22 protein-coding genes and 1 riboswitch are annotated in these 19,003 nt (G+C 36.7%); of the genes, 3 read left to right on the top strand and 19 right to left on the bottom strand.

Going from position 1 to position 19,003, the window contains the following annotated elements; genetic code table 11:
* Positions 1–14: 14 nt before the first annotated feature.
* From IV67_RS04220 to IV67_RS09265, 5 genes are all read right to left on the bottom strand, one after another.
* Positions 15–593 (bottom strand): ECF transporter S component, encoded by a 579-nt coding sequence (locus IV67_RS04220; protein WP_057787441.1) that lies wholly within the window; start codon positions 591–593, stop codon positions 15–17.
* 77 nt (positions 594–670) lie between these two features.
* A riboswitch (FMN riboswitch) is annotated at positions 671–811 on the bottom strand.
* Between the two features lie 300 nt (positions 812–1,111).
* Positions 1,112–1,687 (bottom strand): hypothetical protein, encoded by a 576-nt coding sequence (locus IV67_RS04210; protein ID WP_057787437.1) that lies wholly within the window; start codon positions 1,685–1,687, stop codon positions 1,112–1,114.
* 141 nt (positions 1,688–1,828) lie between these two features.
* The gene (locus tag IV67_RS04205; protein WP_057787435.1) at positions 1,829–2,554 is read right to left on the bottom strand and encodes a class I SAM-dependent methyltransferase; all 726 of its coding nucleotides are present in this window, start codon (positions 2,552–2,554) and stop codon (positions 1,829–1,831) included.
* A gap of 191 nt (positions 2,555–2,745) precedes the next feature.
* Positions 2,746–3,477, bottom strand: a complete 732-nt coding sequence (locus IV67_RS04200; RefSeq protein ID WP_057787433.1) for a class I SAM-dependent methyltransferase — start codon at positions 3,475–3,477, stop codon at positions 2,746–2,748.
* Between the two features lie 41 nt (positions 3,478–3,518).
* Positions 3,519–3,704: a hypothetical protein gene (locus IV67_RS09265; protein ID WP_157050289.1), complete on the bottom strand. Its 186-nt coding sequence runs from the start codon at positions 3,702–3,704 to the stop codon at positions 3,519–3,521.
* Between the two features lie 202 nt (positions 3,705–3,906).
* Between IV67_RS09265 and IV67_RS04195 the strand changes: the two genes are divergently transcribed.
* Positions 3,907–4,830 (top strand): agmatine deiminase family protein, encoded by a 924-nt coding sequence (locus IV67_RS04195; RefSeq protein WP_057787431.1) that lies wholly within the window; start codon positions 3,907–3,909, stop codon positions 4,828–4,830.
* A 220-nt stretch (positions 4,831–5,050) separates the two neighbouring features.
* A complete protein-coding gene (locus IV67_RS04190; protein ID WP_057787429.1) occupies positions 5,051–6,643 on the top strand; it encodes an L-lactate permease in 1,593 nt (530 codons plus the stop codon).
* Between the two features lie 50 nt (positions 6,644–6,693).
* Here the strand turns inward: IV67_RS04190 and IV67_RS04185 are convergent, their stop codons facing one another.
* The 8 genes from IV67_RS04185 to IV67_RS04150 form a co-directional block, all read right to left on the bottom strand.
* Positions 6,694–7,353 carry a DUF421 domain-containing protein gene (locus IV67_RS04185; RefSeq protein WP_057787427.1) on the bottom strand — a complete coding sequence of 220 codons (660 nt, stop codon included), beginning with the start codon at positions 7,351–7,353 and terminating at the stop codon, positions 6,694–6,696.
* Positions 7,353–7,811 (bottom strand): DUF3290 family protein, encoded by a 459-nt coding sequence (locus tag IV67_RS04180; protein ID WP_057787425.1) that lies wholly within the window; start codon positions 7,809–7,811, stop codon positions 7,353–7,355. The genes IV67_RS04185 and IV67_RS04180 overlap by 1 nt, the downstream gene beginning before the upstream one ends.
* Before the next feature lie 100 nt (positions 7,812–7,911).
* Positions 7,912–8,682 (bottom strand): pseudouridine synthase, encoded by a 771-nt coding sequence (locus IV67_RS04175; protein ID WP_057787423.1) that lies wholly within the window; start codon positions 8,680–8,682, stop codon positions 7,912–7,914.
* A 1-nt stretch (position 8,683) separates the two neighbouring features.
* Positions 8,684–9,313 (bottom strand): SMC-Scp complex subunit ScpB, encoded by a 630-nt coding sequence (gene scpB / locus IV67_RS04170; RefSeq protein ID WP_057787421.1) that lies wholly within the window; start codon positions 9,311–9,313, stop codon positions 8,684–8,686.
* Complete coding sequence (locus IV67_RS04165) at positions 9,294–10,070, bottom strand: segregation and condensation protein A (RefSeq protein ID WP_057787419.1); 777 nt, start codon at positions 10,068–10,070, stop codon at positions 9,294–9,296. Before IV67_RS04165 ends, scpB begins: the two co-directional genes overlap by 20 nt.
* Complete coding sequence (locus IV67_RS04160; protein WP_057787417.1) at positions 10,063–10,437, bottom strand: hypothetical protein; 375 nt, start codon at positions 10,435–10,437, stop codon at positions 10,063–10,065. The genes IV67_RS04165 and IV67_RS04160 overlap by 8 nt, the downstream gene beginning before the upstream one ends.
* A 27-nt stretch (positions 10,438–10,464) precedes the next feature.
* Positions 10,465–11,379, bottom strand: coding sequence for a site-specific tyrosine recombinase XerD (gene xerD, locus IV67_RS04155; protein ID WP_057787415.1), 915 nt, complete (start codon positions 11,377–11,379; stop codon positions 10,465–10,467).
* Positions 11,380–11,382: 3 nt separating this feature from the next.
* Positions 11,383–12,255 carry a CvfB family protein gene (locus IV67_RS04150; RefSeq protein ID WP_057787413.1) on the bottom strand — a complete coding sequence of 291 codons (873 nt, stop codon included), beginning with the start codon at positions 12,253–12,255 and terminating at the stop codon, positions 11,383–11,385.
* Positions 12,256–12,443: 188 nt separating this feature from the next.
* On the opposite strand from IV67_RS04150, the gene IV67_RS04145 reads away from it, so the two are divergent.
* Positions 12,444–12,995, top strand: coding sequence for a hypothetical protein (locus IV67_RS04145; protein ID WP_057787412.1), 552 nt, complete (start codon positions 12,444–12,446; stop codon positions 12,993–12,995).
* Between the two features lie 125 nt (positions 12,996–13,120).
* On the opposite strand, the gene IV67_RS09615 is transcribed toward IV67_RS04145, so the two are convergent.
* From IV67_RS09615 to IV67_RS04120, 6 genes are all read right to left on the bottom strand, one after another.
* The gene (locus tag IV67_RS09615; RefSeq protein WP_083486692.1) at positions 13,121–13,321 is read right to left on the bottom strand and encodes an IS3 family transposase; all 201 of its coding nucleotides are present in this window, start codon (positions 13,319–13,321) and stop codon (positions 13,121–13,123) included.
* Between the two features lie 306 nt (positions 13,322–13,627).
* On the bottom strand, positions 13,628–15,226 hold the full coding sequence (locus IV67_RS04140) for an ABC transporter ATP-binding protein (RefSeq protein WP_057787410.1): 1,599 nt from the start codon (positions 15,224–15,226) through the stop codon (positions 13,628–13,630).
* Positions 15,227–15,929: 703 nt separating this feature from the next.
* Complete coding sequence (locus tag IV67_RS04135) at positions 15,930–16,628, bottom strand: TIGR00266 family protein (protein WP_057787408.1); 699 nt, start codon at positions 16,626–16,628, stop codon at positions 15,930–15,932.
* A gap of 387 nt (positions 16,629–17,015) precedes the next feature.
* Positions 17,016–17,648, bottom strand: a complete 633-nt coding sequence (locus tag IV67_RS04130; RefSeq protein ID WP_057787406.1) for a hypothetical protein — start codon at positions 17,646–17,648, stop codon at positions 17,016–17,018.
* A gap of 41 nt (positions 17,649–17,689) precedes the next feature.
* On the bottom strand, positions 17,690–18,658 hold the full coding sequence (locus tag IV67_RS04125) for a cation:proton antiporter (RefSeq protein WP_057787404.1): 969 nt from the start codon (positions 18,656–18,658) through the stop codon (positions 17,690–17,692).
* A gap of 105 nt (positions 18,659–18,763) precedes the next feature.
* Positions 18,764–18,931, bottom strand: coding sequence for a type II toxin-antitoxin system RelB/DinJ family antitoxin (locus tag IV67_RS04120; RefSeq protein ID WP_057787402.1), 168 nt, complete (start codon positions 18,929–18,931; stop codon positions 18,764–18,766).
* Positions 18,932–19,003: the final 72 nt, after the last annotated feature.

Raw genomic sequence — 19,003 nt, 5'->3', positions numbered from 1 at the left:
CTCCTTATGTTTTCTTATAGTTGACGCATCAAGCGAATAAAAATATTTTTAAATGTTATTAAAATAAAGCCACTCAACAAAGTTAATAAAACACCTTCAATCAAATTAAATGGCAAAACCATATAGGTTAGGTATACCTTGGTTCCAATCGTTTTTGCAATATCAAAATTAGCAAAACGTGCATACAATGGCATTGCGTAGATAACATTCATCACCATCATACTAACTGTTAAACCAACGGTTCCGACAGCACCACCAATTAAAATGTTACGCCATTGCCAATTTTTTCCGCCTTGCATCCCCCAGTATAACCCAAGTAGCAAAATAGCAAGGCCAATAATATTCATTGGTAATCCGATATAATCATTCACGCCAGATCCATCTAATAAAATTTTCAATAAAGAGCGCAACAAAAGCACCCCATATCCGGCTCGCAAGTCCAGAATAATGGCACCTAGGAAAATCGGAATAAAAGAAAAATCCATCTTCAGAAAGGTTGCTCCTGGAATTAACGGAATTTGCCCAATCAACATTAAAATAAATGATACAGCTGCTAGTAAAGCAATGACACTTAATCGTTGCGTTTGACGCATGTTACTTCTCCTCGTAAGGCAAAAAAAGTCTTCTCTAGGTTTCAGGGCAACCTAAAGAAGACTTCACTTGTCTTATACTTAATCTTCTATATACCAGACTGTACTGTCGGTTATGGAATCACACCATATCAATCGAATACCGAAATATTCGAGTCGCGGACTTACACGCAAGCGTGCTCACCACCGGTCGGGAATTTCACCCTGCCCTGAAGAATTTATTTAACTGTCTTAAGCATAAGTTTTAACTTATCATTTGTCAATAGAATTACTTTTAGTGCCTTGATGTCAGGCCTTTTTTAAAGCTAACGCACCACAATCATCCTAAAGTAATTGAGAAACCACGATTATTAATCCACCAATTAAAAAACCAACACTAGCAAACGTTAGCCTCTTTTTAGCTTCATCACTTTGTGACCTTGAAATGGTATGCATTGACCCACTTATTATCAAAAATATAAATCCTAATATCAAATATTCATTCATACATATTCCCCAACGTGATTTACTCAGAATTAGCATCACTTATCTCGTTCCAGAATAGATTGTGCTTTAGATTCAATCTCTGGACTATACGTCATTCCGCCTTGCGGATTCATAACGCCTGCTTCAACGTAAGCATCAGTTACGGGATCTCTTGATTGATTTCTTGGTTGATTGTCAACCTTATCAGCAGGTGCCTTATCTGTGTTCTCGGTTTTAGTCGGCGCTTTCGTTTCAGTTGACTGAGCTACGGATTGGTTCCCGGTATTGGTCTCTGTCTGTTGTTCAGCAGCACTCACGTTTTCAGTAGGCTCTGGTACATCATTTGCTGCCGCTGCAGCCTGATCTGCTTCTAATTGTTTTGATGCATCTCGTTCAGATGCCTTTTTTTCAGATGCGCGCTTCGTCGAAGCTGTTTTTTTCAAACTAGCATCCTTTTTCTTTGAACTTGCCTCTGCACTTTCACTTTTTGCAACTGCTTGCGCTTGTGCATCAACTTTACGTTGGTATAACGCCTCGGTTTGATGCTTTGCTTCATATCCCACAAAGCCAAGGCCACCTATTCCAGTTAACACTGCAACACCACTAATTACACCTTGCCATACACCAGCCATTTGTTACTCCTTAAGCGTTTGTCCTAATCAAAAATTTCAGCTACACAATATTTATATTAAATATATCATTTTATACATAAAGAGCCAAGAAACTCTATGTTATATATGATTACATCGCATGATAAGCCTTTGCTTCAACTATTATTTATCCTTTTTGGCAATCATTGAATAAGAACCCATCCACGGACCAGTCCACCAGCCATTAATGCCCTCAGATTTAGTTGTAACTTCAAAGTCTAAACTTTCTAACGTATGCTGATATTCACGACTTTTATGCTCCGTATCTACCAAAATCAATGTGCCATCTTTTTTTAAAACACGATTGGCTTCAACAAAAGCTTTGGTACGTTCGTCTGACCCTTTAATATTGTGCATAACAAAACTACACGTTATCAAATCAAATTGTTGATCCGCGTACGGAAGCGCTCGAATATCACCTGTATCGATACTGACCTCGCATACGATTTGTGCATCCTGAATATTCTGTTCAAGTTGCTTAGCACTATTATCGAATTGATCTTGTTTTTTCCATAAATCAATCCCTTTTATGTGACCATCTTGACCCAAGATCCTAGCTATTTTTATCAAAACCAAGCCGTGTCCTGTCCCCATATCTAATACGGTGGCATCCGAATTGATTACGTGCGTTGCAAGGATTTTCTCCCAAATTTTGGATTTACCAAATAATGAGGTATGTAGTGCCACGATTCCGCCAAACAGCAATAAAGCCCCCCATCCGACGGTCCAAACTTTCCCGGAATAATCCTCAGAAAATATGGCAAACATTAATGCTCCAAGCCCTATTATTAAATAACTAAAAATCATGAGTGGCGCATCTATTCCGTATAACTTTATCCTTTTTAACATGGATGTGATTCCCCTAACTGTCCAAATATACGGTACATCTTTAAAGTTGCATTATACACCATTATTATTTTCATAAATTAACCACTAAATCATCTAGTATTATTTTCATAAATTAACCACTAAATCATCTAGCCTTAACCACTCCCATGCGCGTAAAAAAACACTTCACCTAAATGTGAAGTGTTTCTTTATTACTTTTCAAGTTCTACTGAAATAATGAGCATCATTGGGCGTCGCATTTCATCAGCCATTCCGTCAAGATCTCTCATATCCTCGCTTGGCATTGGTTCCACGACATGATTAATTTTAAAGCCATTTTGAATTAATGTTTCAATGTAAGTCGTCAATGTTCGGTGATATTTCTTAATACTCGTATTTAGAAAATCAGTGTCACGGGCACCTTCGTAAAAATAATTATCAACAGGGAAGAATTGATTTTCGCCTTCGTCATTTTGAACCCATTGCTCTGATCCCTCAGCCGTAAACACAGGATGTTCCACAGTAAAGATTAGTTGCCCTTGCGCTTTTAAAACATGCTTGATTGATTTAATCAGTGCATCAAAATCGGCAATATAGTGAAAGACTAGTGAGCTAAGAACCAAATCAAATTGGTTCGCTTCGAAATCCATCGCTTCAACTGGCATATTTTCATAAGTTACCTGTGTAAATTCATTTTTCTCACGTGCCACAGCTAACATTTTATCCGAATTATCAATTCCCACAACTTCAGTCGCACCATGCTCAGCAACATATTGGCAATGCCAACCATAACCACAACCAATATCTAAAATCGATTTATTTGCCACTTCAGGCATCAATGCCTTAAATGTTTCCCATTCACCAGCCCCTTTTAAGCCTTCTTGGCTCCGTAACATGTGGCTATATTCCTCAAAAAATTTTTCATTATCATAAATTGCTGTCATCTTTTAAATCCCCATTTCTATCCTTAAACACTCATTGATCTTCATAATAGATACATCACCGTTAATAATATACCCACCATAAACATCAGGGCACCCGAAGCGAGTAAGGCATTCCGCTCTTTCTGATTACCTTGTTTACGCCAGCCCGCCAATAAAAAAGTTACACCTACAATCATAAATACAACTGTCAACATCCAATTAAATTGTCCCATTGCAGTTCCTTTCAAATGCCGTGTCTTCGCTGCTAACTCTCTTCTATCCTATCACACTTCTAATTTTTAAATGGCTAGCAACTCCTATATATTTATTTTTATTAATATATAAATCAACCTTGTCAACCCTCAAAAAAAGGCTTTACACCGGCTTTATATTTTTTACAATAATTATATAAAAAAGCTCATGGTAATGTATGTGTACGGAGGAAATAACATGATAAAAACACTACTTGCCTTAGCTACTTGTACCCTACTTTTTGCATATTTTGGGTCAAGCCCCATGGCTGACGAAAAGTTTACAACACCCGGAACTCTTTACACTGGATTGCCTGATTCTGACGACGATTATTACGCTGATCAACAAGCTAATCTTAAAAAATTTAGCAATTTAATGACAGACAACGCCAATGAACAACTCCAATATGGTGATGTTTGGCTCCGTGACATTGCTCCCGTTATTACCAATGATGCGATGGTCAAATTTAAATATGAGCCAAACTACCTAGATTCAGACTTTGTTGCTGATACCAATGCCCGTTTTGACAACTGGCTTGACCAACAATCGTTTGGTTTAACCTATTCTGACATTCGACTAGATGGTGGTAATTTTGTTTACAACGACAAAGATACCGCGATTTTAACAAAACGTGTTTTAGAAGATAATCCTGAATATTCTGAGCAAGAATTAATTTCGTTACTCAAGAAACAACTAAAAATTAAAAATATTATTTTAATCAATGAGGAACCTGGTGATGTAATGGGTCATGCAGATGGTATGCTATTCTTTATTCAGCCTGACGTCCTATTTATTGGAAACTTTGAAGGCGTTGATAAAGTAAAAAAGCAAATCAAACAAGCACAACCGGATCTAAAACTCGTTGATCTTCCCTCAGCTTATACTGAAAAAGGCCAATATGATGATACGATTCCATCAGCTAAAGGTTTGTATACCAATATGTTAGCAACTGAAGATCAAATATTTGTGCCACAGTATAAATTATCTGCTGATAAGAAAGTCTTGAAACTAGTTGAATCCTACACAGATAAAAAAGTCATTCCTGTACCCGTTTCTGAAATTTCTACAATGGGTGGTTCTGTCCATTGTTTAACTTGGTATGTTCCAAAAAATCGTCAATAATATGCGTAAGGGCTCTGTCAATCTGACTGAACCTTTTTTTATTTTCTTGTCACAAACGACTGAAAATAAAAATTACCCATATAACATCAACTTATTTGCTTGAAGTAAAAAAAAGTTAACCCTATCACTAAAATTTCACAAGCAAATTTACTTTTTAGGGTTATGTAAGCGCTGTCATCTTGTTATAATTTACTTATAAACAAAAAGGAGTTTTAGGATTATGCAGCTATTAGTTTCGATGATACCAATTCTTGTTCCGGTTATTCTACTCGGGGTTTTCAACATGTCCGCAGTAAAAGGAATGAGCATTTCGGCTATCCTAATTATTATTTCAAGCATATTCGTTTGGAGTGTCCCCGCTGATGCAATTGGTGCCTCAATGCTTCAAGGAATTCACAAGACTTTGCCAATCGCGTGGATTCTATTTGGCGCCCTGATGTTACTTCGTGCTTTGGAGTATACAGGTTCCATTGAACGAATTAACATTGGGTTCACAAATCTCACCCAAGATATGCGACTACAAGCAATTTTGGTTGCGTTCTTGTTTGGTTCATTAATTGAAGGGGTTTCCGGATTTGGAACACCCGCCATGGTTACCGCACCTTTGTTAATTACACTTGGTTTTAAACCCCTATCTGCCGTTGTTTTGGCTCTAGTATCTGATTCAACAGCCGTTTCATTTGGTGCTGTTGGAACACCAATTACTGTTGGACTAAGTAATGCGACCGCCAATGCAGCTGAATTAAATGCCGTTAGTCATCAAGTTGTGACTTTAGAGCTGATTAGTGGAACTTTTGTTCCGATGTTGTTAATGATGCTTTTGGTTGTCTTTTTGCCTAGCCAATACACAAGCAATAAGATGAAGTCAGCCCTTGAAGTTGCACCTTGGACCTTGATGATTGGTTTAGTTTATTCTGTAACAGCCTTCTTCACACAAACATTTATTGGTTACGAACTAACGTCAGTCGTAACACCGATTGTCGTGCTAGTCTTTGCAATGGCAACCATCAAGTTTAATATCTTATTACCTAAAAATACTAAGCAAAATCCATGGATTCAATATCCACGTTCTACTGAAGAAGCTGAACTCAAGTCAGATATGTCATTATTCATGGCATGGCTTCCATATGTTCTCGTTGTTTCACTTTTGGTCCTTCCAAAGCTATTTGCACCAATCAATACGCTATTAAATTCAGCAATCGATCTGTCTGTAAATAATATTCTTGGATTTAAAGGTATTAGCTCTGATTGGCTCATTTTGGCTTCTCCAGGTACTGTGCTGCTACTAGTTTCAATTGTGACACTACTCATGCATAAGAAGTCACCAATCGCCTTCCAAAGCGAAGTTAAAGATATCGCCATCTCAATGAAGTCAACCTTAAGCGCATTAGTTGTGACATTGATTATGGTGCAAGTCTTTACGAACACAAATTTCAATACGGCTAATCTTGTCAGCATGCCGAATTACCTCGCTTCATTCATGGCAACGCATCTAAACAATGTTTGGCTCATGATTGCGCCTGTCCTCGGTGCTGTCGGTTCATTCGTTACTGGTAGTGCAACTGTTTCTACGCTTACTTTCTCATCAATCCAGGCTAACGTCGCGACAGATGCTGGTTTAGATAAAGCGATGGTCTTAGCTGCCCAAGTTATTGGTGGGGCTATTGGTAATATGATTTGTATCCATAATATCGTTTCAGTTAACGGTGTTGTTGGTTTCTCAGGTCAAGAAGGCCAAGTACTACGTAAGACTGCCATTCCTGCCGTCATTTACATTGTCCTCTTAGTTATCTCAATTTACATTTTCTTGTAAAATAAAAAAGCAATCAACGCTTATGTTGATTGCTTTTTATTTGTTTAAAATTAACGCTTTTTAAATTTTTTGGCTTCAGGGAACATGTACAATGTCACTTTCCCATGAATAAATTCACCCAAATAAACATCAGTTACTTGCTTATCTGGATACTGCGCTTTCACTTGTTTTTCGACCCAACTCTGATCCTTTTCAATAACTTCCAATAGGCCCATATTTACTTGACCATCTTGAATAATCGGATATTTGGTATCTTCTTCCCCATATTTATCAACTGTCAATTGCCCATTTTGTTCCAAAGTTGCTAATTTAACTTGTTGGATTTCATCAAAACCACTGGCGCGTAATTTGAACATTAATTCATTCGCTGATAAACCTAGCCGTAAAATGGCATCCATTTCAATTTGGCCACGTCTGATAACAACAACTGGACGTCCGTCAATAATGCTTCGGATGGTATAGCTATACTCTTTGGCCATCTTCAAAGCCAATACCAAAAATGTCCAAATCATCAAAACCATCACGAATTGTAAAGTGGTGATGTCCTTATTGTAGATAACACCTCCAATAATTCCACCTAAAACATAGTTTTGAACTTGATCCATCGCCGAAATCGGTGCTAAATTACCTTTACCCAAGATGTTGATTTGAACAATTAGGGCGACAATTCCAACGGCTAATTTAATGATAATATTTGCGTAATCACCCATTACTTATCCCCCGTTTTTACTTCTATCTGCTTATCTGGCACTGTCACTGTTGCTGGTGAAAGTGTGTAACTATTCATATCATTATTAAATTTCAATTCAAAGTATTCTTTATCTACTTTAACAATCATATTAGATGAAACCGTTTGATTATCAATCGCCACTTTGTCCTTTGAAACGCCCTCACTATCTGCTACTTGCTCCAAAACCGTTACTAATTGTGACTTGTTATTCGTAACCTGCTTCAAACCATCCAAAGCTTCAATTCGTAACCCAATCACAAAAAATGCAACCAATAAGACTAGAATCGCAAAATCACGATAGCGCCCGCGTTGTCTATTTTTCACATACATTAGCTCCAACCCAGCGAACGTAACCAATAGAATCAAAAACATACTCCAGTAAATTACACCCATTGAGTCATTTTGATTCTTTAAGAATTCAATCGTATAAAATGTCATTTATCTCCCTCTCCAAATTAAATTTACCTATAATTGTAATCGATTCTATCACAAAAAAAAAGATTGAACGTCAAAATTTGACAAATTCAATCTTTTTTTATTATAAGCGTCCTGATGAACGACGATACTGTTTCCCTTGCTTAAGGGCTTGAACTTCATCATACGTCAATTCACGATATTCACCTGGTGCCAAGTCTGTGACATCAAGCAAACCATAACGTTCACGCGTCAACTTCAACACAGGATGATTCACTGCTTTCATCATTTCCTTTACTTGATGGTAACGCCCTTCATGAATCGTTAAACGAACAATCGCCGTGTTTTTCGCACGATCTACGGCCACAATTTCAGCTTTAGCAGGTGCAGCATGATAAGTCTTGTGACGGTTCTTCTCAACTGTATGCACAGTCACACCCAAACGGAGGGCCTTCAAATCATCGTTACTTGGAATCCCTTTAACCTTAGCAACATAGACTTTATCAATATTATACTTTGGATGCATCAATTGATTAGCTAAATCACCATCATTGGTTAACAAGAGCACACCAGTTGTATCATAATCTAGACGGCCAACAGGATACACACGTTGCGGCACATCTTTCAAAATGTCTAGCACTGTTGCACGATCTTTATCATCAGAAGCCGTTGTCACAACTTCACGAGGCTTATTAAGCAAGAAATAAACCTTCTTTTCATTTCCTTCAACAGGTTCACCATTCACTTCAATCTTATCGTGTGGTTCAACCTTCGTCCCTAATTCTGTGATGGTCTTACCATTCACAGTAACACGTCCATCAGTAATCAATTTTTCTGAAGCTCGACGTGAGGCCACGCCAGCTTGTGCCATAACCTTTTGCAAACGTTCTGCCATATTATTGTTTCTCACTTTCATCTAGTAAATCAGTCTTAAATGCTGATTGTGTTTCTTCAAATAATGGAACTTCATCTTCGCGATCATCACTCATTTGCAAGTGTTCCAATGCAGCAGCAGTTCCAAGTTCAGGTAATTCATCTAAAGTATCTAAGCCAAAATAATCCAAGAAATAATCGGTTGTTCCATATAAATTAGGACGTCCAATTTCTTCCGCACGGCCTTGGACACTAATTAGATTTCGCATCACCAACTTTTGCAACATGGCATTGGATTTTATGCCGCGTAATTCATCAATCGAAATTCTAGTAATCGGCTGTTGATACGCCACAATCGCCAAAACTTCCAATGCTGATTGTGACAAGTTTGATGTAATCGGCGCTGTGAAATATTGATGGACCGTCGGTGCTAATTCGCTTTTAGTCACCAATTGATATTGCTGTCCATGTTTCACTAGCATCAATGCACTTGCTTCATCTTCAATATATTTAGCTTGTAAGCGGGCAATACTGTCTAAAATAGTTGACTCCGTGCATTCTATCGCCGCCGTCAATTCAGATAGTTTTACCCCTTCATCCCCTGATACAAATAACAAAGCTTCCACTTGTGCATCATTTGTTAATTTCGTCATTAATCTCTGCATGCCTTTTCAAAATAATATTGTCAAAATTATCAGTTTGGATAACTGATAGTTGTTGATGTCGTACTAATTCTAGAACTCCTAGAAAAGTCACAATAATCTCAGTTTTGGGTGCGTCTGGTGCAAACAAATGCTCAAAATTCCGCGTCGCACCATCAGCAAAACTCGCTTTAATTTCAATCATTTTTTGTTCAATTGATGGTCGTGCTGGTGCTAATGATCTAATTTTCTTTCGACCAATCTGAATTTGTCGACGTTCTAATAATTTATTAAATGCTTGTTGTAATTCATTCACTTCAATGTCATCAGCTGTCGGTAGTACTTGAACATCCGCCATTGGATCATGCGTCTCAGGTGATCTTGAAAATTGCAGTTGCCGATCTTCTTCCATTTCACGTAGTTGTGTTGCGGCTTCTTGATATTGCTGATAATCCAACAACTGTTGCATAAGTGCAACTTTCGGATCAACTTCATCAACATATTCGGCTAATTCTGCATCAACATTTGAATCAACAGCTGGTAGCAAATCATTTGATTTGATTGCCATCAAATTAGCTGCCATTACCAAAAAATCCCCGGCAATATCTAAATTTCGCTCCTCCGCTTGATGGATAAAATCAAGATATTGTTGCGTAATTTTTGTAATTTGAATATCAAAAATATCCATTTCGTTAACCCGAATCAAATGTAACAACAAATCCAGCGGACCATCAAAATCTTCTAAATGATAGGTTAACGCATCATTCATGGGTTTGTTGCTCCCGCCATTCGTTAATCAAACGCTGATTACGGACATTTCCCATAATTACTTTTGTTTGATTTTGTCTCTGTAAAGCATCCAACATCGCCTTACGTAAAGCAAATCGATCATTGGAGGCAACTTCAACACTAAAAATCAAATGATGCACGACAAGTGAATCGAATACAGCTTCAGTTCCAACTAATCCCATAAAATGATGACTTTTATCATCTTGCCATAGGTAGAGTTGACGATTAGGTGCGGCTAAATACCAATCCATTTCACGTTGTGTCACACTAATATCTTTATATTCTGGCAAATATGATAGCAATCCCATTGCTATTTTCCGCTTATCATCACGTACTGTAATTAACATGGGTATCCTCCTCAATGATGATTTTGTTTACGCTCGTGGATGCGTCTTTTCATAAACTTCAGTCAAACGCTTATCTGAGATATGAGTATAAATCTGGGTTGTTGAGATATCAGAATGACCTAATAGCTCTTGTACGATTCGCAAATCAGCCCCATTTTCTAGAATGTGCGTCGCAAATGAATGGCGTAATGTATGTGGCGATACATCTTTTGTAATTCCGGCCCGTTGTACCATTTGTTTTATCAACTTCCAAACCCCTTGGCGCGTCAATTTGCGACCATGATCATTTAAAAAGATAACATCTGCTTGTTGCTGCTTGCCCAAGAAAGGACGACTTTCTTGTAAATATCGCTTTAACCATTTTACTGCGACATCGCCAATCGGAATAATCCGCTCTTTATCCCCTTTTCCAAGCGTTTGAATTAAGCCAATTTCAAGATGTAAATCATCTAACTTAAGATTTACCAATTCAGTAACACGTAATCCAGTCGCATACATCACTTCCAGCATGGTACGATTTCGTAAACCCAAGGGGGTATTTGTATCAGGCACAGCCAATAGTGCATCTACTTCTGAAACCGTTAAGACCGCTGGTAAGGATTGCGCCTTTTTGGGCGGATCAACTTGATCCATCGGATTCTTATCGAGTAATTGATTATTAAATGCATACTGAAAGAATTTCCGCAGGGATGACACCATATGAATCACTGTATTTCGTGATTTCCCCTGTCCTTCTAATACTTTTAAAAAATCTAAAATCGTAAAACGATCTACATCTTTTAAAGGACAACTATCTTTTTCTTTAATTAAATAATTAAAAAATTGAACCAAATCTTGACGATAAGATGCCCGTGTATTTGCTGATAAACCACGTTCAACCGTAACGTAATGCAAATAATCAGCCAGTTGGTCAGAATATGGACCTACTGAAGTTTCAGCCATAAGCTATTTTTCCTCTTGTTCCACCAAATAAACACCTTGCTCATCTTGCGTAATCAAACGTTGCTTATAAAGATTTCCCAAGGCACGCTTAAATTGTCCCTTTGACATATTGAAGTATTGCTTAATCTTCTTTGGATCAGACTTATCGTTATAAGGTAACATGTGATTATTTGAAGATTGCAACAATGTCAAAATCATTTGCGCATCATCCCCAATTGATTCGTAGGCACGTGGACGCAATGATAGGTTCAATGAACCATCTTCACGTACACCAATCACACGTGCATCTAACTTTTCACCTAAACGTGGCTCACGATAACGCTCATCGGGATGAATAAAACCGAAATGATAGTCATCCGTTAAGGCATACGTTCCCACCATCTTTAGACGATAAACCGTTGCCTTCACGTTTTTGTTTTGCATCGTCTTCTTAGCTGGGACACGTAATGCTTGATAAACTTCTGCCGGTGCTAATTCACCCCACAAACGCTCTTTCTTATCAACGCGCAAAGTAATTAATAGACGATCTCCACGTTGTGGCCATAATTCCTTGATTGTAGGTAATTCATCCAATGAAACAACGACATCCTTATCTGGCAATCCGATGTCGACAAAGACACCCAAATCACGTCTGATATCGGTCACCGTCGCAAAAGCAAAACGTCCTAAACGTACTTCAGGAAGCTTCGTTGTAATCGCTAAATCATGTTGATTGTTTTCATATGCAAAACCAGTTACTGTATCCCCAAAAGCTAGGGTGTCATCTAATTCTTGTTTATTTACTTCATAAGTTGTGCCATCAATTTGTGCAAAATAATGTGATTGATTTTCATCTGTCACCGTCGCTTGCACAATTTCGCCCACTGTATGTGCCATTGTATCTCTCCACTTCGTTGCTTGTGTGTAATCTTGTCAGTTATCTAATACTTTAGTTTAACAGAATTGGGCGATAATTTCGCCCATATCAACGACCAATCTCGCATTTCTATAAAAATAAAATGCATTATCAGTCCGTATTTGCTAGAATGGAATGAAATATAATTTGAAAGCAGGTATTATCCATCATGCAAGCAGTTGGAATGGAACCACAAGTCCTTATCGACATTCTCGTTGGCGCAAAAACTGGCGTTATTTATAATTTTAATACTGATCATCGTGGTGACCTAGTTGTTACCTCATACGCATTGAAAGAAGCTGGTCTTCCTTCTAACATGGCCGGTGCGGTCGTGCAATTAGAAGATGTTGAAGCAACCGAAGATGGTGACTTTATTTGGAAATTTAACCCTGATGTTAAGTTGATTCGTCCATTTAAAGTCCACGGAACAATGGAACTTTTCGAAGTTCCTGACGAAAACATTCACTATGAAGCAACCAACTGGTTTAACGTTGACGCTGAAAATGCTGGCCATGAAAAAATTCAAGCTTGGATGGCTGACTATATTGCTAAACATCCTGATTTGGATCGCATTCCTCGCGAAGACATTCCTGATGACATTGCAAATATGGCGGCTTCATTTGATGACTGGCGTTCAGCTTACTTTGACTTCCTATATCGTCCAACGAAGGCACAACGTAAAGAATTGCGCACTGCCCGTTATGAAGTTGAACCTAAATAATTAAATTTAACCGTCTAAATGACACACAAGGAGCATTTGCCATGTTTGAAATTTTAGATGTAATTGGATCCACTATCGCAGCCTATGCCAGTGGCATTATGGATAAGATTCAGCATAAGCACCGCTCACATTAAACAATTAAAAAGCTCAGCATCTTTTAAAGTGAATCCATTAGGTTGGACAAAAAATCCACTCATTTTCTCGGTGGCCCTTCTTCTATATTCAATAGGAGTTAGGCCACCGAGTTTTTCTTTTATACGATCATTATTGTAATACTGAATGAACGATTCAAATTGCTTTTTAAATTTATTATAACTGGCATATATTTAGTTAAGTGAAAAAGCTTTCGCATCGATTAGTCCACGTCCGCAATATTTTTGGCGATGTGCTATTAAAATCTCGTGCGATTTGAGATAGCGATTTATTATTCTCGAGATATTCTCTGACTACTAATGCTTTAAATTAATTTGCATATTTTGTCAAAAAGTAACCCCCCTAGGTTAAACATTATCATCCAACTTAGGGGGTTCACTTCAAGTGGCTTATACGCAAAAAATCGCCTAACCGATTGCTCGGATAGACGATATTCTTGAATTAAAATTATTCGAAAACTAATCTCCAATAATAAGGGTTCAGTTCAACTTATCTTTTTTTAAACGTTCCATATCAATTATACTATCTGCCAAAGCTAAAGTTCTTTCGTTTGCTGTGTGAATAATAGAAATAATTGTTGTATTGGGCAGAGCATATAGTTTACTCAATATACTATATTCATTTATTGAATCAACCGCCGATGTCGCTTCATCCAACAATAATGCTGTTGGCTTTCTTAGCAAAACACGTGCTAATGAAATTCTCTGTCTTTGTCCTCCAGAAATATTGCTTCCATTGTCCACTAATATTGTATTTAACCCATTTGACAAAGAAAGTAATTCTTCATATAAATTAGTCTCTTTAAGAACCTTGACAATATCCTCTTCTGGATATTCTTCACCCAAGGTTAAGTTATAAAGTATACTTTCAGAAAAAATAACAGGTTCTTGTGGAACATATAACCAACTCGAAATAGTTGGTGAATCTGTAATTTCTCCTGCATCAGGATAAACGCTTTTAGTAATTAGTGAAAAAATTGTTGATTTACCACTACCCGATGGTCCAACTAAAAAATATTTCCTTTTTTGTTCTATGTTGAATGAAATATTTTTAAATAAGTAGTCACTATCATCGTACTTATAGGATACATTATCAAAAATGACGGCGATATCCTTATCTACATTTTTACCGTTTTCACTTCGATGTCCATCATTTTCTTCTGTGCTACCAACAATAAATTTATCAAATAAATTTTTATTCCCACTAATCTTACTAATGCCATTACTAACCCCTTTGGTTGAGGTAAAAAACAATCCCGCCAAAGAAGCAATTGATAGTAATGTTCCTATTTCTGTTGCACCTTGCATAATTAATATACCTGTATAAGTTAATAGAGCAACTTGACTCGCACTGCTAACAAATGCTGCAACGGACTCAATTTCACCATTCACTCGGGCATATTCGACACTCTTCACCTTTAATTCTCTTGAGACATTATATATTCTTTCTACAAGTTTTTCTCTTAGGCCCAAACCGCTAAACGTATCTACGCCATCTATAGTTTCATTATATCCTGTCAAAGATTTTTCATTTATTGCACTCATGTTTTTTGATGCTTTTTGAGCCTTTTTATTTAAATACCTTGGGAAATAAATTGATATAATTCCTAGCACAAATGTTAGAATAAATAATTTCCATTGAAAGAAAATTATCATTCCTGTTGAAAATACTAAAATTGCTAACATTTGAATCATAAGATAAAAATTCTGGAAAATTTTACTATTTATCAAATTTATATCATTCATCATTCCCGATTCATAGTATGATTTCTTATTTTTATGAAATGCGTTAACTGACTTTGTGCCCTTGTTAATCAAATCAATACGCATATCTATATTCATATCTTGTATTAATTTTTCTTGATAAACATCTGAAATGAAACTCAAGACATAAAGGGCTGTCCACCCACTCAAATCTAAAGCCATCCACATCATAAATAATTTATATTCTTTGTCAGTAATGGCATTTGTTGCAAAAGATAACATAGATGAATTCATTATCTGTAAAAATGCACAAATAACCACTAAACATATTAATACACTATTCTGAAATAAATGTCGTTTTACATAATTGATCATACTCGCTCCTTTAGTGCATTTTCTAGACTAGCAATAGCTAAACGAACTCCTTTTCTCCATTTCTAAATGAACCATCCATTTTCTTAAACAGTTCCTTTAGCCATCCTTTATCTTGAAAATATTTATATAACTTAACCAATACATATTTCATGCCGGAGATGCCCGCATAAAAAGGACTGTTTTTACAGGCACAACTACCAAATCCTTTGATAATCGCTTTAATAAATCATAGTAAATTAAACGATCATCTCTAAGATTTAAGCATTTAATTAGAAAACAATTACAACGTTTAGGATTATTAAGTAATACAAGTTTGTTTCTCATTATATTTTAACATAAATATTCTTAATGTCATTATAATAACATATTAAAAATATTAAATGATAAAAATTAATCACATTAAACACATAAAAACATTAATTATTCATCCAATTCAAACCTTTCCAGAAAAATCACATTACAACTTTAACATTTTATTCAAATCGAATTGCAATCAATATACTCATATATTTTGCTACTTTGAATAGATAAAAAGGAGAATTTGTTATGACTACGGTCCTTAATTTACGCGAAACAGCTAAGCAAAGGACATCTGGTGCTGTTATTCACACAGTTAATTGTCCAATAATCTAAAAAAACATCATTCAATTTTTCTTAATTACTCCGAAAAATTGAATGATGTTTTATTTTTTACTTCTTGCAATTAGTCCGTTGAGATTAAATATGGACTAATGTAATTAGCTAACGCTTCCGCATTACGTGTTTGAATGAGGACAGTACCTGTACCATGAAATTCATTTACCAAACCTTCACCGGTCTTAAATCCAAACGTCCCTGAGCCAATTTCAATACCATAATCTAATCCTGATGACCACGCGACAACATGTTGATTATCAACAACAAACGGCTTCGTACCATCAAGTTCAATTTCAACGATATCGCCATAACTATTAACTAGCAGTGATCCTTCACCAGCAGTTTCCATAATAAATAATCCACCAGTTCCACCAAATATAGCACGACCAATTTTTTGACGTTTCATATTATAGGTAACATTTGGGTCACATGCTAAAAAAACACCTGTATTCAATCGCCAATGCTCACTGCCAACTTGTAGTTCTTTAATTGCACCAGGTGTCGACGGTGCAATAGCAACCATAGCCTGATCAGTTTTTCCAGTCGCCGTGGTGATGAAAAAGTTTTCGCCACTTGATATTGAACGTCCAAAAGCATGTACAGCACCACTGATTCCAGTTCTCCCATTGCTATTCATTGAACCCTCAAGATTAATTTCACCATTATGGTACACCATAGCACCATTTTCGATTTGTACACGCTCATTCTTGTTCAGTTCGATTTCAACTAGTGGAAAAACAGTATTTGCAGATATCGTATATTTCATTAAAAAGCTCCTTATGTTGACATTTATCTCCAGATTTAAAGCGTAATTTTGACAATCCTATAATCATGTAGCTTTATTTTTGGTTGTTGAATTCCTATAATTAGCTACCATCGATGCATTTGCTGTTCTTTGTTTCAAATAAGTAATACCTACTCGTTCCTTTAATATGCATATCCTTTGAATATGTATTCGTGAAATAATAAACAAGTTAATTATAAATTTGTTCAACTTAAATAAAGCTTAAATTATGACCAACAAGTATTATAACTACTGCTAATAAAAATTTATCCAAAAGAAAAAGTCTGTCATTTCTGACAGACTTTTTCAATCCACTCTGATAGATATCACACACCCACTAAGTAGTTTTTTAACCGTATGACCCGGTGTTTACTTTGAGAAGACCGGACTAAAATGAGCCATCATAAACTGACCTTCATCACTTTCTTCTGACACAACTTTGATGTCTGGCATACCAGCATGCATTTCTATATATGCATGCCATTCAGTTTCAATTTCTTGCTGAAGACCTTCAGTCCATGGCGCAACTACTAATTGTAGCTGTACATGCTCACCTTGAATCATTTTGCCAACATAAGCACGATTAATATCTTTTGCCAACAAGGGAATGAGGTGTTCCTCTAGTTCTGTATCATCAGCTGTCAATGCGGCTAAAAACAATTTATTGCTATGAAAAAATGATTCTTTCGATAGCACAATGTTATTATTTAACATTAACCCGTCAATATCATCTAACTCACGCATTGCATTCACTAATTCTTGAAAATGAATTGAGAACACTGTTTCATCCCCAGCAAGTTGCGACCAACTCGTATACGTATCTAAAACGTACATATCGGCATCATTTTTAATTAGTGTAAATTCAAAACGATCATCAATTTCTTGACCACGAACTAACAAAGTTGCATCAAGTAAAAGACTACGAAAGCTTTCTGAATTAGTATCTAAATCAGCGCTTTTTAATGCTTGTATCAAAGCATCATTAATAACCAACTGGTTCATACGTTATTATTCCTTTTTAACAAACATTCATACTTATTCGATTAATCAGTAACTTTATCCAACAATGGACGGAGCATGATTGGGGCAATAATCGTTGATAGAATAACCACAATCACGAAGCTTGAAAACTCTTGATGTGAAATAATCTCGGCCGACAAACCAATTTGTACAATCACTAAGGCCATTTCACCACGTGAGACCATTCCAGCACCCACGGCACGACTATCAACCGCATTGATACCTGCCATACGAGCGCCTAATCCAGCTCCATAATACTTTGTTCCAACGGCTAAAATAGTTAAGATAACTAGGAAAATTGCTTCTTTCATAAAATTATCAAAACTAATCATCAATCCAATTGAACCAAAGAAAATTGGGAATAAGGTCCAGGTCCCAATCTTATTGCTCCAATCGAGGAATTCGTCTGACTTCGACCAACGGCGCATAAGGAGCCCTAGCCCAAAGGCAACTAACGGCATAATTGAGCTAATTCCCAATCCAGAACCACCTAAGAACACTGAATATGCAGCCACTAGCAACAAGGCGATAATATCATCTAAGACGGCCGCACCCAAAATAACTGATCCAGCTGTACTCGTTAGCTTACCTTGTTCATTCAACACAGCTAATGTAATTGAAACAGATGTTGCCGCAAAAACAATTCCCCAGAAAATAGCGGTGTCCCATTTAACCCCAAACAAGAGAGCCATCACGGGGAACGCAATTAACGGAAAAACAACCCCTAAGACCGCAGCATACGAAGCTGCCTTCATATTATGCTTTAATTCAGCGACGTCAGTTTCAAGTCCTGCATTAAGCATTAATAGCAAAACTCCCCATTCACCGACAACATGAATACTGTGTAAACTCGGAACAAAATTTAGTAACGCTGGTCCAACCAAAATTCCTGCGATCAATTGACCAACCACATTGGATAACCCTAATTTGGTTGCAACCTGACCACCTAGTAATGCAGAAACAATCAAAATAACGAAGTATACAAATTCCATGAGCTCCCACTCCTTTACCTTATAAGACAAAACGCTCCAAGATAACTGTTCCCCCAAACAGTCAATCTTGAAGCGTTTCGCCCAACCGAATTAAATCAAACTATTCTATTTTCCTGAAAACAAGTTATCAAATGGTGATTGACTTGTATTAGCAACTTGCGTCAAAAAAATCTTGATGGCTGTTTGAGTTGTTAAACCTTGAGCCTTGAAGATTTCATCTGCCTTATCTTTAACACTATCTTCGACACGAAGTTGAATCAATTTTTCAGACATAGCATTCTCCCCTTACTTTATTTTTATTACTTTTAAATTATACCAAACATTTACGTCCGGTGCTTTTCAACA

This window comes from Weissella minor (assembly GCF_001437425.1).
GTDB classification, from domain to species: Bacteria; Bacillota; Bacilli; order Lactobacillales; family Lactobacillaceae; genus Weissella; species Weissella minor.
This window is presented reverse-complemented; position numbering and strand designations above follow the sequence as displayed.